Origin of the sequence: Enterococcus sp. DIV1375a (assembly GCF_051712205.1) — a bacterium.
GTDB classification, from domain to species: domain Bacteria; phylum Bacillota; class Bacilli; order Lactobacillales; family Enterococcaceae; genus Enterococcus; species Enterococcus faecalis.
Genome location: NZ_JBIOOM010000001.1, coordinates 1,313,548 through 1,328,509, shown reverse-complemented (window position 1 = coordinate 1,328,509; position 14,962 = coordinate 1,313,548). Strand labels below are relative to the sequence as shown.

Annotated in this window: 9 protein-coding genes and 1 pseudogene; 8 read left to right on the top strand and 2 right to left on the bottom strand. The window is 37.6% G+C overall.

The window, feature by feature from the left end:
- Positions 1-2 precede the first annotated feature (2 nt).
- From parC to IGJ63_RS06425, 5 genes are all read left to right on the top strand, one after another.
- On the top strand, positions 3-2,465 hold the full coding sequence (gene parC, locus IGJ63_RS06445) for a DNA topoisomerase IV subunit A (RefSeq protein ID WP_002357527.1): 2,463 nt from the start codon (positions 3-5) through the stop codon (positions 2,463-2,465).
- A gap of 289 nt (positions 2,466-2,754) precedes the next feature.
- Positions 2,755-5,001: a formate C-acetyltransferase gene (gene pflB / locus IGJ63_RS06440; protein ID WP_002357529.1), complete on the top strand. Its 2,247-nt coding sequence runs from the start codon at positions 2,755-2,757 to the stop codon at positions 4,999-5,001.
- A gap of 76 nt (positions 5,002-5,077) precedes the next feature.
- The gene (gene pflA, locus IGJ63_RS06435; RefSeq protein WP_002357530.1) at positions 5,078-5,842 is read left to right on the top strand and encodes a pyruvate formate-lyase-activating protein; all 765 of its coding nucleotides are present in this window, start codon (positions 5,078-5,080) and stop codon (positions 5,840-5,842) included.
- A 95-nt stretch (positions 5,843-5,937) separates the two neighbouring features.
- Positions 5,938-6,864, top strand: a complete 927-nt coding sequence (locus IGJ63_RS06430; protein WP_002360265.1) for a manganese-dependent inorganic pyrophosphatase — start codon at positions 5,938-5,940, stop codon at positions 6,862-6,864.
- 71 nt (positions 6,865-6,935) lie between these two features.
- The gene (locus IGJ63_RS06425; RefSeq protein ID WP_173950984.1) at positions 6,936-7,820 is read left to right on the top strand and encodes a DUF1803 domain-containing protein; all 885 of its coding nucleotides are present in this window, start codon (positions 6,936-6,938) and stop codon (positions 7,818-7,820) included.
- 58 nt (positions 7,821-7,878) lie between these two features.
- Here IGJ63_RS06425 and IGJ63_RS06420 read toward each other — a convergent pair whose 3' ends face one another.
- Complete coding sequence (locus tag IGJ63_RS06420; protein WP_002361848.1) at positions 7,879-8,430, bottom strand: DUF2179 domain-containing protein; 552 nt, start codon at positions 8,428-8,430, stop codon at positions 7,879-7,881.
- A 180-nt stretch (positions 8,431-8,610) separates the two neighbouring features.
- Between IGJ63_RS06420 and cls the strand changes: the two genes are divergently transcribed.
- From cls to IGJ63_RS06405, 3 genes and pseudogenes are all read left to right on the top strand, one after another.
- Positions 8,611-10,071 (top strand): cardiolipin synthase, encoded by a 1,461-nt coding sequence (gene cls, locus IGJ63_RS06415; RefSeq protein WP_002371124.1) that lies wholly within the window; start codon positions 8,611-8,613, stop codon positions 10,069-10,071.
- A gap of 282 nt (positions 10,072-10,353) precedes the next feature.
- Positions 10,354-12,234 carry a beta-glucoside-specific PTS transporter subunit IIABC gene (locus IGJ63_RS06410; RefSeq protein ID WP_438746116.1) on the top strand — a complete coding sequence of 627 codons (1,881 nt, stop codon included), beginning with the start codon at positions 10,354-10,356 and terminating at the stop codon, positions 12,232-12,234.
- Positions 12,234-13,644, top strand: a pseudogene (locus IGJ63_RS06405) (glycoside hydrolase family 1 protein). Before IGJ63_RS06410 ends, IGJ63_RS06405 begins: the two are co-directional and overlap by 1 nt.
- A 330-nt stretch (positions 13,645-13,974) precedes the next feature.
- Here the strand turns inward: IGJ63_RS06405 and IGJ63_RS06400 are convergent.
- Positions 13,975-14,955: a LacI family DNA-binding transcriptional regulator gene (locus tag IGJ63_RS06400; RefSeq protein WP_438746114.1), complete on the bottom strand. Its 981-nt coding sequence runs from the start codon at positions 14,953-14,955 to the stop codon at positions 13,975-13,977.
- Positions 14,956-14,962 lie beyond the last annotated feature (7 nt).

Sequence of the window (14,962 nt, the reverse complement as noted above, 5' to 3'; positions counted from 1 at the left end):
TTTTGGAAAAACGCCAAGAAGTTCAAGAATTAACCCTTGAAGAAGTAATGGGCGATCGTTTTGGAAGATATTCCAAATACATCATTCAAGAACGGGCCCTACCAGATATTCGAGATGGGCTAAAACCAGTACAACGCCGCATTCTCTTTTCAATGAATAAAGACGGCAATACCTTTGATAAAGGCTTTCGTAAATCAGCAAAATCTGTCGGAAACATTATGGGGAATTATCATCCCCATGGCGACAGTAGTATTTATGAAGCGATGGTGCGTCTAAGTCAAGACTGGAAATTACGGGAAGTACTAATTGAAATGCACGGAAACAACGGAAGTATGGATGGCGACCCACCAGCGGCGATGCGTTATACAGAAGCTCGTTTATCACAGTTAAGTGGTGAGTTGTTAAAAGATATCGACAAAAATACCGTCGATTTCGTCTGGAATTTTGACGATACAGAAAAAGAACCCACTGTTTTACCAGCCAAATATCCTAATTTATTGGTAAACGGCTCAACGGGGATTTCAGCAGGCTATGCAACAGAAATTCCTACGCATAATTTAGCGGAAATCATTGATGGAACTGTGTATTTAATTGATCATCCTAATGCAAGTTTAGAGAAATTAATGGAATACATTCCAGGACCAGATTTCCCAACAGGTGGGATCCTACAAGGAAAAGCAGAAATTAAAAAAGCCTACGAAACCGGCCGTGGTAAAGTAATTTTACGTGCGAAGACAAAGATTGAGCCCTTAAAAGGCGGCAAACAACAAATTGTCATTTCTGAAATTCCTTATGAAGTCAACAAAGCAACGCTAGTGAAGAAGATGGATGAAATCCGTTTAAATAAAAAAGTAGACGGCATTGCCGAAGTTCGTGACGAAAGTGACAGAACTGGCTTGCAAATTGTTGTTGAACTAAAAAAAGATGTCAATGCAGAAGGTATTTTAAATTATCTATTTAAAAACACTGAATTGCAAATCAATTACAACTTTAACATGGTAGCCATCGACAACATGACCCCGCAACAAGTGGGCCTAAAACGGATTTTAGAAAGTTACATTACGCACCGCAAATCAGTTATCATTAACCGTTGTCAATTTGAGTTGGACAAAGCTCGCAAACGTGAGCACATTGTTGCTGGTTTAATTAAAGCATTGTCTATCTTAGATAAAGTGATTGCAACAATCCGTGGAAGTAAAGATAAAAAAGATGCGAAGAAGAACTTAGTATCCGACTATGCGTTTACTGAAGAACAAGCTGAAGCAATCGTTACTTTACAGCTATACCGTTTAACCAATACGGATATTACTGATTTACAAGAAGAAGCGAAAACTTTAGAACAACAAATTGCTGAGTTATTGAACATTTTAAACAATGAAAAAGAACTATTCTCAGTCATGAAAAAAGAACTTCGCGAAGTTAAAAAGCAATATGGCAATCCGCGCTTAACTCAAATTGAAGAGGAAATCCAAGAAATCAAGATTGAAACAGCCGTGTTAGTTGCGCAGGAAGACGTGGTCGTAACCGTGACGCACGAAGGCTATATCAAGCGGAGTAGTATTCGTTCTTATACAGCATCAAAACCAGAAGAAATCGGCATGAAAGAAGGCGACTTTTTACTATATGCTGGCGAAGTCAATACATTAGATCATCTTTTACTAGTAACAAATAAAGGGAATATGATCTATCGCCCCGTCCATGAGTTGCCAGATTTACGCTGGAAAGAAATTGGCGAACATATTTCTCAAACCATTTTAAATCTTGCTATCGATGAATCGATTATTGCTGTATATCCTTATAAAGAGTTAAGTCCGACAAAAACCTTTGTTTTCATTACAAAAGCTGGCATGATTAAACAGACCAAAATGGCTGATTTTGAGCCTTGGCGCACTTATAAGAGCCGCCCGACATCTTGTATGAAATTAAAATCAGACCAAGATGAAATTACCAATGTTTATTTAACAAATGATCAAGACTTATTGGATGTTTTCCTCGTTAGCAATCGCGGTTTTGGCTTACGTTATCCATTATATGAAGTACCAGTCGTGGGTAGTAAAGCGGCTGGAGTTAAATCAATGAACCTCAAAGAAGACGATTATGTCGTTAATGGTTTGCTGGTTCATTCTGAAGGGGATACACCGATTGTCATCGTTACCCAACGTGGCGGTGTTAAACGCATGTTAGCCCAAGAATTAACACAATTAGGACGAGCAAAACGTGGATTAATGGTCTTACGGGAATTGAAGAAAAATCCACATCGTGTTGTCTTTATGTCTGAAAGTACCGATTTAGATTTATTAGTTACTACGCAAAAAGGCACACAAGAAGTTATTCAGTCGAAAAACTATCCAATCAGTGAACGAACATCCAACGGTTCCTTTGTCATCGATGAACAAAAAGATGGCCAAGTAATGGAAGTCCACGAGATGCATTCTGCAGTGATTGAAGAAGAACAAACAAACTAAACTGTGTTATAAATATCTCCACAGCAGCCATCTGTATTAATACAGATGGCTGCTGTTTTTAATACAGTAGTACATTTTTCACAAGTGATAACAACTATAAATCGTTCTTATTTTCACAAGTATAAATGTTTATATATCAGCGTTTAGAATCTTCGATCCCTATTTATTTATTAAGAAAGTGCAATAAATAATAAAAAAACGCTTGCATCTAAAAGGTTATGTGTTATACTAATCACATAAAGCTGTTACATACAATCAAGTAGCAGTTAACTAAGGAGGCAAACACTTCATGAAACAATGGGAAGGCTTTAAAGGCGACAAATGGAGAACAAGCGTTGACACTCGTGATTTTATTCAAAACAACTACACAGAGTACAAAGGCGACGACAGTTTCTTAGAACCAATCGCTCCGAGCACTGACAAATTATGGACAAAACTACAAGAATTATTTGAAATCCAACATGAAAAAAATGGCGTTTATGACATGGATAGCGATATCCCAGCAACTATTACGTCACATGAACCTGGTTACTTAATCAAAGAAGAAGAAAAAATTGTCGGTTTACAAACAGATGTACCATTAAAACAAGCATTTATGCCATTCGGTGGTATTAAAATGGCGAACAATGCCTTAGTTTCAAATGGTTATGAAACTGACGAAGAAATGACAAAAATCTTCACAGAATACAGAAAAACACATAACCAAGGTGTTTTTGATGCCTACACAGCTGAAATGCGTTTAGCACGTAAAAACAAAATCATTACTGGTCTTCCAGATGCTTATGGCCGTGGCCGTATTATCGGTGACTATCGTCGTATCGCATTATATGGTATCGACTACTTAATGGAACAAAAGAAAAAAGATCATGATAACACTGGTAACAAAGAAATGACAGACGATGTTATTCGCTTACGTGAAGAAATTTCTGAACAATACCGTGCGTTAAATGACTTAAAACAAATGGCTGCTTCTTATGGTTTCGATATTTCTCGTCCTGCTGCAAATGCGCAAGAAGCAATCCAATGGTTATACTTTGGTTACCTAGGTGCCATTAAATCTCAAAATGGTGCGGCAATGTCAATTGGTCGTATCTCAGCATTCTTAGACATCTATATCCAACGTGACTTAGAAGCTGGTTTAATCACTGAATTTGAAGCACAAGAAATGATTGACCATTTAATCATGAAATTACGTATGGTTAAATTTGCACGGACACCAGAATACAACCAATTATTCTCTGGTTATCCAATTTGGGCAACATTATCTATTGCTGGTATGGGTATTGACGGTCGTTCATTAGTTACCAAAAATGACTTCCGTATCTTACACACCTTAACAAACATGGGACCATCTCCAGAACCGAACTTAACTGTATTGTATTCTTCTCACTTACCAGAAGGCTTCAGAACATATGCAGCTAAAATCGCGAAAGAAAGCTCATCTATCCAATTTGAAAACGATGACTTATTACGTGAAAACTGGGGTTCTGACGACTGCGCAATCGCATGTTGTGTTTCTGCAACAGTTATGGGTAAAGATATGCAATTCTTCGGCGCTCGTGCGAACTTAGCGAAAGCTGTTCTTTATGCAATTAACGGCGGAGTCGACGAAAAAACTAAAATGCAAGTAGCACCAAAATATCGTCCAATGACTGGTGACAAATTAGATTACCACGAATTCATGGAACGCTATAAAGACATCTTAGACTGGTTAGCTGAATTGTACGTTAACACATTAAATATTATTCATTACATGCATGATAAATATGCATATGAAGCACCACAATTAGCTTTAATGGATACTGATTTACAACGGACATTCGCAACTGGTATTGCCGGAATCTCTCATGCGACTGATAGTATCATGGCAATTAAACACGGTGAAGTAGAAGTAATCCGTGACGAAGATGGTATGGCAATTGATTATGTACCAACAAAAGAATTCCCAACATACGGAAACGATAACGAAGAAGCCGATGCAATGGCTAACTGGATTTTAGATTACTTTATGACACAAATTAAACGTCAACACACATACCGTAACTCTAAACCAACGACTTCATTATTAACAATCACTTCAAACGTTGTTTATGGTAAAGCAACAGGGAACACGCCTGACGGACGTCGTGCCGGCAAACCTCTTGCACCAGGTGCGAACCCAAGTTATCAAGACGGTAAATTCTTAGGTGAGAAAAATGGCTTGTTAGCTTCATTAAACTCAACAGCTCGTTTAGAATATACAATCGCTTTAGATGGTATTTCTAATACACAAACCATCAACCCTAATGGTTTAGGTAAAGACGACGATACAAGAATTAACAACTTACGTAACGTATTAGATGGCTACTTCGATAAAGGTGGTTACCACTTAAACGTAAACGTATTTACAAACGAATTATTATTAGATGCACAAGCACATCCAGAAAAATATCCAAACTTAACTATCCGTGTATCTGGATATGCCGTGAAATTCCGTGACTTAACTCCTGAACAACAAGCAGACGTTATCTCAAGAACTTCACACGACAGACTATAAAAAACATTTACATTATTTAACTGAAAGGGTGACATTCAACGTGTCATCCTTTTCGTTTGAAAGAAGAGGGATCATTATGACAACACCAGTTACAGGTAGAATTCATTCAACAGAAAATTTTGGTACCGTTGATGGCCCAGGTGTCCGTTTTATCGTATTTACACAAGGGTGTCGCATGAGATGTCAATTCTGTCATAATCCAGATACTTGGAAAATTGGTTCCGGTGGTCGTGTGGTGACGACTGACGAAGTATTAGAGGAAGCATTACGTTTTCGCTCTTATTGGGGCGAAAAGGGTGGTATCACTGTCAGTGGTGGTGAGCCGCTATTGCAAATGGACTTTTTGATTGATTTATTTAAAAAAGCCAAAGCACAAGGCATTCATACAACCTTAGATACGTGTGGCAAACCTTTTACTCGGGAAGAACCCTTCATTAGTCAATTTGATGAATTGATGAAGTATACAGATTTACTCTTATTCGACATCAAACATATTGATAACGAGCAGCATAAACTGTTAACAACGCAATCAAATGATAATATTTTAGAGATGGCTACCTATTTATCTGAAATTGACAAACCTGTTTGGATTCGCCACGTATTGGTGCCTCAACGTAGTGATTACGACGAATATTTAATCCGTCTGGATGCCTTCATAAAAACATTAAACAATGTAGATAAAGTTGAAGTGCTTCCTTACCATACGATGGGCAAGTACAAATGGGAAGAACTAGGTATTCCTTATCCATTAGAAGGAATTGAGCCTCCTAAAAATGATCGTGTTGAAAATGCGAAAAAACTACTACATGTCGAGGACTATCAAGGTTATCTAGCACGTTAACAAACGAAAAAATAGAAAAGAAGACAATTTTTTTGTTGTTTCTTTTCTATTTTTTGTTATCATTAAGAGTGAATCAAAACCAAGGAGTGTGTATTATGTCAAAAATTTTAGTTTTTGGACACCAAAATCCTGATACAGATGCTATCGGAGCAGCAATTAGTTTTGCTTACTTACAAAAAGAATTAGGAAAAGAGACAGAAGCTGTCGCTTTAGGAACACCAAGTGAAGAAACTCAATATGCCTTAGATTATTTTAATATTGAAGCACCACGTGTTGTCACTGAAGCAGCTAGCGAAACAAACCAAGTCATGTTAGTGGATCATAACGAATTCCAACAAAGCATTTCAGATATCGCTGAAGTAAACATTTTAGCAGTAGTGGATCATCACCGGATTGCCAACTTCGAAACAGCAGATCCATTGTATTATCGTGCAGAACCAGTAGGGTGTACCAGTACAATCATCTATAAAATGTTTAAAGAAAATAACGTGACAATTCCAGCTCAAATTGCTGGTATGATGGTCTCAGCGATTATTTCTGATACATTATTATTTAAATCACCAACTTGCACACAAGAAGACATCGATGCAGCGCACGCCCTAGCTGATATTGCTGAAATTAATTTAGAAGGCTATGGTCTTGACTTATTAAAAGCAGGAACAAATTTAAGCGATAAATCAGCTGAAGTCCTTTTAGATTTAGACGCTAAGAGCTTCCCAATGAACGGCAAAACAGTTCGCGTTGCCCAAGTAAATACTGTCGACTTAGCAGAAGTTTTAGATCGTCAAGCTGAATTAGAAGCAGCTATGGCTGCAGAAAATGCAGCCAATAATTATGACTTGTTTGTCTTAATTATTACGAATATCCTAGACAGTGATTCTGAATTATTAGCGATTGGTGCGGAACAAGCTAAAATTGAAGCAGCGTTCAATGTAACATTAGTTAACAATCGTGCGTTCTTACCAGGCGTTGTTTCTCGTAAAAAACAAGTAGTACCACAATTAACAGAAGTCTTTAACTAAAACCGTAAGCGCCTAAGCAACGCGATAAATTCCTTGTTGCTTAGGCGCTTCAATAGTAAAGGGGCGTTAACATGAATGATTTAGCAATTTACTATCATTCTCCGCAACAAACGAAACAATACAATCATTTGCTCAACCAATCACTTTTTTTCCCTCTTGTTACTTTTATGTATGAACATCGGGAAGAAAGAATCATTTTAAGACAATTAAAAGCGGCCTTTGCAACAGAAGCCAAGTTAGAACAATTTTTATCAGAAATGATTGATTGTCAGTTAATCATTCGGGAAAATCGTCAATATCGTTTGAATTTTCCTATTTATACGGCAGCTGAAGTTGCGAGTTTGCCCTTGGCTGAAGACGAACTTCCTAAGTTTAAAGGAACTGTAACAGAGCAATTATTTTGGCTAGCTGAATCTTTTTGGCCACAAGTGTTTCCAGAAGAGGAAGACTATTTTTTTGGCGTGAGCGGTGGCCTCTCATTTTATCAAAAACAAAGATTGGCCTCGGCACAACTATCTATAATTACGCTTGAAAAAGAAAAGACAGAGGTTCCAACAATGCCTCGTTATTTTGATTATTTGGGCAAAGAGGAAGCCTTGCCAGAAGCCTTCAGCGCTTTATATGACTTGCTAGGGGACGTAAATCCTGAATACTATCTTTCGCAAGCGAGAAGAGTCATTAAACAAGCTCTGCGAGGCCGCAAAGTCAGTACTGTGCCTAATATTTTTCAAGAAAGTTTGCACTTGACCCAAGTGATTACGATTGACCAGGACCACTTAAAACTCCTTTTACCAGTAGCAACGGAACAAGCCGAGCCTTTAGAAGCACAGTCGGATATTCTAGCATTTTATTATGAAAAAATTGCTAACCGATCGGCCATCGAACGCTTAGTTTTTATGCAACAATTGATTGAGCAACTAGGTACGAACTCTCTAAGTTATCTTAGAATAAATTAAAGTTACGATAATTTTATTATGTAAACTAAAAATCAATAACAAGAAATGACGCCGCTTCTTAGTGAGAAATGGCGTCATTTCTTTTGCGAACTTTTTTCGTCCAAAACCCACCGGAAATGAACTTAGGCTCATAGGAAATGATAAATGCTCTCGGCTCTAATTGATTGATTAATTTGTACAATGTACGTTCGTTTTTTCTTGGGGAAAGAATTTCTAAAACCATTCGTTCTCCTTCGCGTCCGTAGGCAACACTTTGTGTAACACCATAGCCGTGTTCACGAAGTGTTTCTGGTAAATGAAATTGTTCAGTAGTAGAAGGGAGGATAACCGATACCATAATATAACCCAAGGCCAAATAGTCTTCGATTTTAATTCCTACACTAATGCCAACAGCGTAACCAAGCGCATAAACAAGTAAATTTAAAGGATTGTCTAACCGATTCAGAACCATACTTAGCCCTAAGACATAAATTGTTATTTCAGCCATACTAACCAGCGGTGCAATAACCCGATAACCTTTCATCGTTAACATAAAACGAATAGTATTTAAGGTAATATACGCAAAATTAATGATAAAAATCATAGCTAACATTTTCAAATCAACGACCATAAAATAAGTACCTCTTTTCAAAATCTTTACATCCAGCCCTCATTATAGTACAGAAAAACTGAGAATCAAAGGCGAAACACTTATAGAAATGAATTCTTTTTTGAATACTCGCTCATATTATTCGCCTAATTTAACTGTTATTTGATATAATCTTAGTATGAAGTAAGAAGGAGGTAAGCGATGAAAATTTTTGTTTGGATTTTGTTATTTTTATTAGTAATTAACGTTATTGCTGCCTTAATTACTGTTTTTAGAAAACCTCGTAGTATTTCCAGCGTTTTAGCATGGATGATGACGTTGATTTTCTTGCCTGGTATCGGCTTTATTATTTACTTATTCTGTGGGCGAGGTATCGATGGACAAGAAGTTTTTAAATTGTCTGATGATGAAAAACAAATGGTTCAACGAATTAAAGAAAAAGTGGACGTTGATAACAAAAAAGCAGGGCGCGATAAACGTTATGATTTACTTTATGATGCGAAAGTTTTAAATCGTTATTTCCGGAATATGGACGCATCACCGTTGGCCAAAAGAAATAGTTTGCAATTATTCACAGATGGCCAAGAAAAATTCCAAGCATTATTTGAAGATATTCGTGCAGCGAAAGAAACCGTTCATGTGGAGTATTATGCGTTTTTTAATGACACAATTGGCAATCAATTTTTAGATGTATTAATCGAAAAGTTGCATGAAGGCGTGGAAGTTTACTTAATTTACGATCCTTGGGGTTCACCCGGCGCAAATAAAAAGTTTTTTGCTCGTTACGTTGACGCTGGAGGAAAAGTAGCTCCCTTTATTACTTCTCGTGATATGATCCGTAAAACACGTCTAAATTATCACTTGCATCGAAAAATTGTTGTCATCGATGGGAAAATTGGCTGGACCGGCGGGTTCAATGTTGGGGATCAATATTTGAATGTCACCGAAAAATTTGGTTACTGGCGAGATACCCATATTCGTTTGGTCGGGACGGCCGTATTTTCATTGCAAGAGATATTTATCATGGATTGGAATGCTTCAGTCAAATATCCTGAAGAACGTATGACGTATCATGAAAAATATTTTAAATTACCAGAAGATCATGAAGTGGAGCATTTGTCCTTACAAGTTGTTTCAGATGGTCCTGATTCAGAAGAAGAAATTTTGAAAAGCGGGTTTGTTCGGATGATTTTCTCTGCAGAAAAGAGTGTCTGGATTCAAACACCGTATTTAATCCCTGATGATAGTATGATTAATGCGTTGTTAGTGGCGGTTCGTTCAGGTGTCGACGTGCGAATTATGATTCCTTGTATGCCTGACCATCCCTTTATTTACCGCGCGACACAATATTACGCAAATTACTTACACAAACGCGGCATTAAAATTTATATTTATGATAGTGGGTTTATTCATGCAAAAACAATGGTGATTGATGATGAATTAGCTATGGTTGGGACAACAAACCAAGATATTCGCAGTTATTCATTGAATTTTGAGGTAAGTACGTTTATTTACAATCCCGACATTGCGTGGATGTTAGCGCAAGTCTTTGAAGAAGATATAGAAAAAAGTGTCTTACTAACCGACGAGATAATTAAAAAACAAGGGTACTGGCTACGATTCAAGCAAAACTTTTCACGCTTGTTGTCCCCAGTCTTGTAATCAAATAAATCAGCAGTGAATGTAGTAAACTACTATTTTCACTGCTGATTTTAGTAACAAAACACTGAGTTGCTCTACCTAATTCATTGATAATCCCTCTAAATAATGGTAAATTAAAAATAAATTCAATCAGCTATTCTATCGTGAGAAACATAGTTATTACGTAGATCAGATCAAAGGGACATTCACGACGAGCAAATATTGAGTGTGTTTGCTGAAACGTGCATGTGTGATTTGGTCTTTTTTATTGAGCTGTTATTTTATAGATAAGGAGTGGTCACCATGGACTACCAAGCAATAGCAAAAGAAATTTTGAAAGACGTAGGTGGCAAAGACAATATCGTGGATGTCACACATTGTTATACACGATTGCGTTTCGTATTGAAAGATACGAAACAAGCGAACAAAGAAGCCTTACTACAAACAGAAGGTGTCATTTCTGTTGTTGAAAGCGGCGGGCAGTATCAAGTGGTTTTAGGCAATAAAGTCGCGCATGTCTATAATGCTCTAGAACCTTTGTTGGCTCAGCAACTTACGACCAAAACATCTACAAAAGAAAAAAATTCATTAGGTAATCGAATTTTAAATACTGTTGCGGCGATTTTCACACCTGTCGTACCAGCAATTGCCGCTTCAGGCATGTTAAAAGGAATTCTAGCTATTGCTGTGATGGTCGCAAACAATTTTTACCAGGTCGATTTAAAACCTTTGAATACGTATATTATTTTAAGCGCCGCTTCCGATGCACTTTTTTATTTTATGCCAGTTATTTTAGGTTATTCAGCTGCTAAGGTTTTCAAAACAAACGAATATATCGCCATGGTAATTGGTGCCACCTTATGTTATCCAACCATCGTTTCATTAATGACTGAAGAATCAGCGGTTACCTTGTTTGGATTACATGTGACCAAAGCCAATTATGTTTCCACAGTAATTCCTATTATTCTTGCAATTTTTATGTTAGCTTATGTGCAACGCTTTTTGGAAAAAGTCATTCCAGAAGTTCTAAAAATTATTATGGTTCCTACGCTGTCATTACTTTTAATGATTCCAGCCACTTTATTATTATTTGGACCGATAGGGATTTATTTAGGTGACGGCGTGAATTGGTTGTATTATTATATAATGAATTTGAGTCCCATCTTGTTAGGCGGTTTTATCGGGGGAATTTGGTGTGTCTTAGTCATTTTTGGGGCTCACCGTGGGCTTGTGCTAATTGGGATTAATGATGTCGCTCGAACAGGACGGCAAAATTTGCTAGCGTTTGCTGGTGCAGCAAACTTTTCTCAAGCGGGCGCCGCATTTGGCGTGTTTGTCCGCACAAAAAATAAAGACTTGAAAGCTGTTGCTGCCTCTGCAACAGTGACTGCATTATTTGGTATCACAGAACCAGCCATTTATGGTGCAAACTTGCGGCTAAAAAAACCGATGATTTATGCGGTGGCTAGCGGAGCAGCAGGCGGGGCCTTAATGGGCTGGGGCGGTTCCTACGGGACAGCCTTCGCTAACCAAGGACTCTTGACCATCCCAGTTTACGCAGAAGCAGGAACCAAAGCCTTTATTTGTTATTTATTAGGTTGTGGTATTGCTTTTTTTGGTGCATTTCTATTAACGATTTTTCTAGGCTTTAATGATTTACCGCTTGACGAGTCACGTCAAGAACCCGGCTTCAAGACAGAGGCAGGGACAGTCAAAGAAAAACAACGGATTCAAGCACCTATTCAAGGACAACTCGTATCTTTAGACCAAATCAACGATGAAGTCTTTGCTTCTCAACAAATGGGAAAAACGCTAGCTATTTATCCGACAGAGGAACAAATTGTTTCACCAGGAAATGGGCAAGTGACGGCTTTATATCCAACTCATCATGCAATTGGCTTAAAGTTAGACAATGGTGCTGAAATCCTCCTTCACATTGGAATCAATACCGTCGAATTAAAAGGGCGGGCATTTGAAACGTTCGTAAAAGTAGGAGAAAGAGTCAGGCTAGGACAAAAGCTGCTCTCTTTTGATAAACAAATCATCCAAGCTGCTGGTTATGATCCAACCGTCTTAGTCATCGTAACAAATACTGCGGAAATGGCTGTAATTGAGACAACCAAACAAACAGAGATTACACCACAAACAAATTTATTTTTCATGCAAGTAAAGGAGCAAAACTAATGGTTAAACAATTTAAGAACGATTTTTTATGGGGCGCTTCTTCCTCCGCTTTTCAAATTGAGGGCGCTTGGAATGAGGACGGCAAAGGCCTAACAGTCGCTTGATTACAATTCTTTTAAAAAGTCAGCTGTACAAGCAGATACGAAAGTCGCCAGCGATTTTTACCATCGTTTCAAAGAGGACATTGCGTTAATGAAAGAATTAGGCTTAAAAACCTATCGTTTTTCTCTTTCATGGGCACGAATCATTCCAACAGGTGATGGCGAAATCAATCAAGCCGGCATCGATTTTTATAATGCTGTCATTGATACACTTTTAGAAAACGATATTTTGCCGTTTGTCACACTTTATCATTTTGATTTACCTTTTGCGTTGGTGGAAAATTACAATGGTTGGGCGGATCGTCGCTGCGTTTCTGCATTTCAACGCTATGCGCAAGTCTGTTATCAAGCGTTTGGTGATCGAGTCAAAAATTGGCAAGTTACGAACGAACAAAACTTAATGATTCGTGTCGATGAACGAATGAATATGTACGATGTTGTACCAGAAAATACTGAAAAAATTCGTGCACAAATGGATTACCATATGTTTGTTGCCCATGCGCTAGCGACGAATGATTGTCACCAATTGGTCGCTGGGGGAAAAGTCGGTCCCTCTGTTTCCTCAACGATGACTTATCCTAGTTCCAATAAGCCTGAAGATGTTTGGGCAGCTCGTATGAATGATAACTTTAAAACGAATTACGCTCTAGAAATGTATTGTTTTGGCGAATACCCTGGTTACTATCAAGAGTATTTGACCAAATGCGACATTTATCCCGAAACACAGCCAGAAGATCAAGCAATTTTGAAAGCTGCTAAACCAGATTTTATCGCCCTTAATTATTATCGGACGTTAGTTGCTAGCTATTTACCGACAGATGAGCAACACCCATTGGGTACGAAAGAAAAGGACATTGATTTTGATCTATACGGTTATTTTAAAATCGAAAAAAATCAACATTTAAAAACCTCTAAGTATGGTGCCCAAATTGATCCAACTGGTCTACGTTTAGTTTTAAATGATTATTATCGTCAATACCGTTTGCCGTTAATCATTACAGAAAACGGCTTAGGCACACCAGATCACCTAACAGAGGACGGAAAAATTCATGATGATTATCGAATTGCGTATTTGCATGATCATATTGCTGCTTGTCATGCGGCTATTTCTGACGGTGTTGAGTTGTTTGGCTATTGCCCTTGGTCGGTCATGGATATTTTAAGTTCTCATCAAGGATTCAAAAAACGCTACGGTTTTATTTACGTCAATCGTGAAGACCATGAGTTAAAAGATTTACGACGCATTAAAAAAGATAGTTTTTATTGGTACCAATCAGTTATTAAAAATAATGGGTTATCAGGAGAATAGTGCCCAAAAAAGGATCATCCATTGCATAAGCGGGTGATCCTTTTGTTTTCAAGTTCTCTCATTCCGTGTTAGGCTTAAGTTAATAAACCCATTAAAGGTGGTGAGAGAGATGAATAATTACGATTTATGGAAATGGGCTGCCGGGAAACGAACCGAAAAAAATAAAAATGAAACCTATAGCGCCAAAAATTGATGGTATGTTTTACTAATGCTCGGTGTATTTGTAGGGATCATGTTGTTGTATTATTTAATCTCTGTGCTTTGGAATTAAGGGAAAATAGGCAAATGAGGAATTAAGAATAAAAAAAGACACCTGAAAAGGTGTCTTTTTTAACAGGATTCAGACAATGATAGCTGAATCGGAATAGGATAATTTTCCTCGAGTACAACATCAGGATCCTTCATTCTACGAAGCAGTAAGTCAATCATAACGTCACACATCTCGTCGATTGGCTGCACAATGGTTGATAGTTGTGGGGCAATTCTTTTGATTAATTTTGTCCCATCATAACCAATTACTTTTAATTCTTCAGGAATGGATATCTTCAATTTTTGAGCAATATTCATAACTGTAATTGCTGTCAAATCATCTGTACAAAAGATGCCGTCTACAGTTTTATTTTGAAGCAAACGTTCGATTTCTAGATTTTTTAATGTTGTAGAGGTTCCATTATCAATTTGTAGAATCGTTTTTTCTGCGCCATATTTTTCCATCGTTTGTTTATAACCAGCCAATCGATAATCGCTAGGTGCGCCTGTGTTATTAGCACCAGTAATAATTGCAATCTTTTGTGCACCACTTGCAAATAAGGCTTCAGTGGCTTTTTGGCCACCTTGAAAGTTTTGCGAAGAGACAATTGGAATGCCAGGTGCCAAGAAACGGTCAAAGGAAACAATAGGTAGTGAAACATTTTCATATTCGTTAATAGCTAAGTTATGGCTACCAGTGATTACACCGTCCACTTTATTTGCAGCGAGCATTCGTAAATAGGCGCGCTCTTTTTCTGGATCTTTTTCACTATCACATAAAATCACTTTATATCCTTGAACAAAGAGCTTTCTTTCCAGTGTTTCAATTAATTCACCAAAAAATGGATGACTAACAGAAGGGAAGACTAAACCAATCAGCTGCGTACTTTTTCCTTGGAGGCTTCTGGCTAATCCATTAGGTTGATAATTTAATTCTTCCATCGCTTGATGAACTTTATCAATTGTTTTTTGACTAAGATAACCATAATTATTAATCACGCGGCTCACCGTTGTCGGGCTCACCCCAGCAAGCTTTGCTACATCCGTTAATTTAACCACCATCAAAATT

Coding starts and splice junctions, on each gene's coding strand:
- IGJ63_RS06410 (WP_438746116.1), top strand. CDS start 10,354: ATGGACTACCAAGCAATAGCAAAAGAAATTTTGAAAGACGTAGGTGGC.
- IGJ63_RS06420 (WP_002361848.1), bottom strand. CDS start 8,430: ATGGTCGTTGATTTGAAAATGTTAGCTATGATTTTTATCATTAATTTT.
- IGJ63_RS06425 (WP_173950984.1), top strand. CDS start 6,936: ATGAATGATTTAGCAATTTACTATCATTCTCCGCAACAAACGAAACAA.
- pflA (WP_002357530.1), top strand. CDS start 5,078: ATGACAACACCAGTTACAGGTAGAATTCATTCAACAGAAAATTTTGGT.
- pflB (WP_002357529.1), top strand. CDS start 2,755: ATGAAACAATGGGAAGGCTTTAAAGGCGACAAATGGAGAACAAGCGTT.
- IGJ63_RS06400 (WP_438746114.1), bottom strand. CDS start 14,955: ATGGTGGTTAAATTAACGGATGTAGCAAAGCTTGCTGGGGTGAGCCCG.
- IGJ63_RS06430 (WP_002360265.1), top strand. CDS start 5,938: ATGTCAAAAATTTTAGTTTTTGGACACCAAAATCCTGATACAGATGCT.
- cls (WP_002371124.1), top strand. CDS start 8,611: ATGAAAATTTTTGTTTGGATTTTGTTATTTTTATTAGTAATTAACGTT.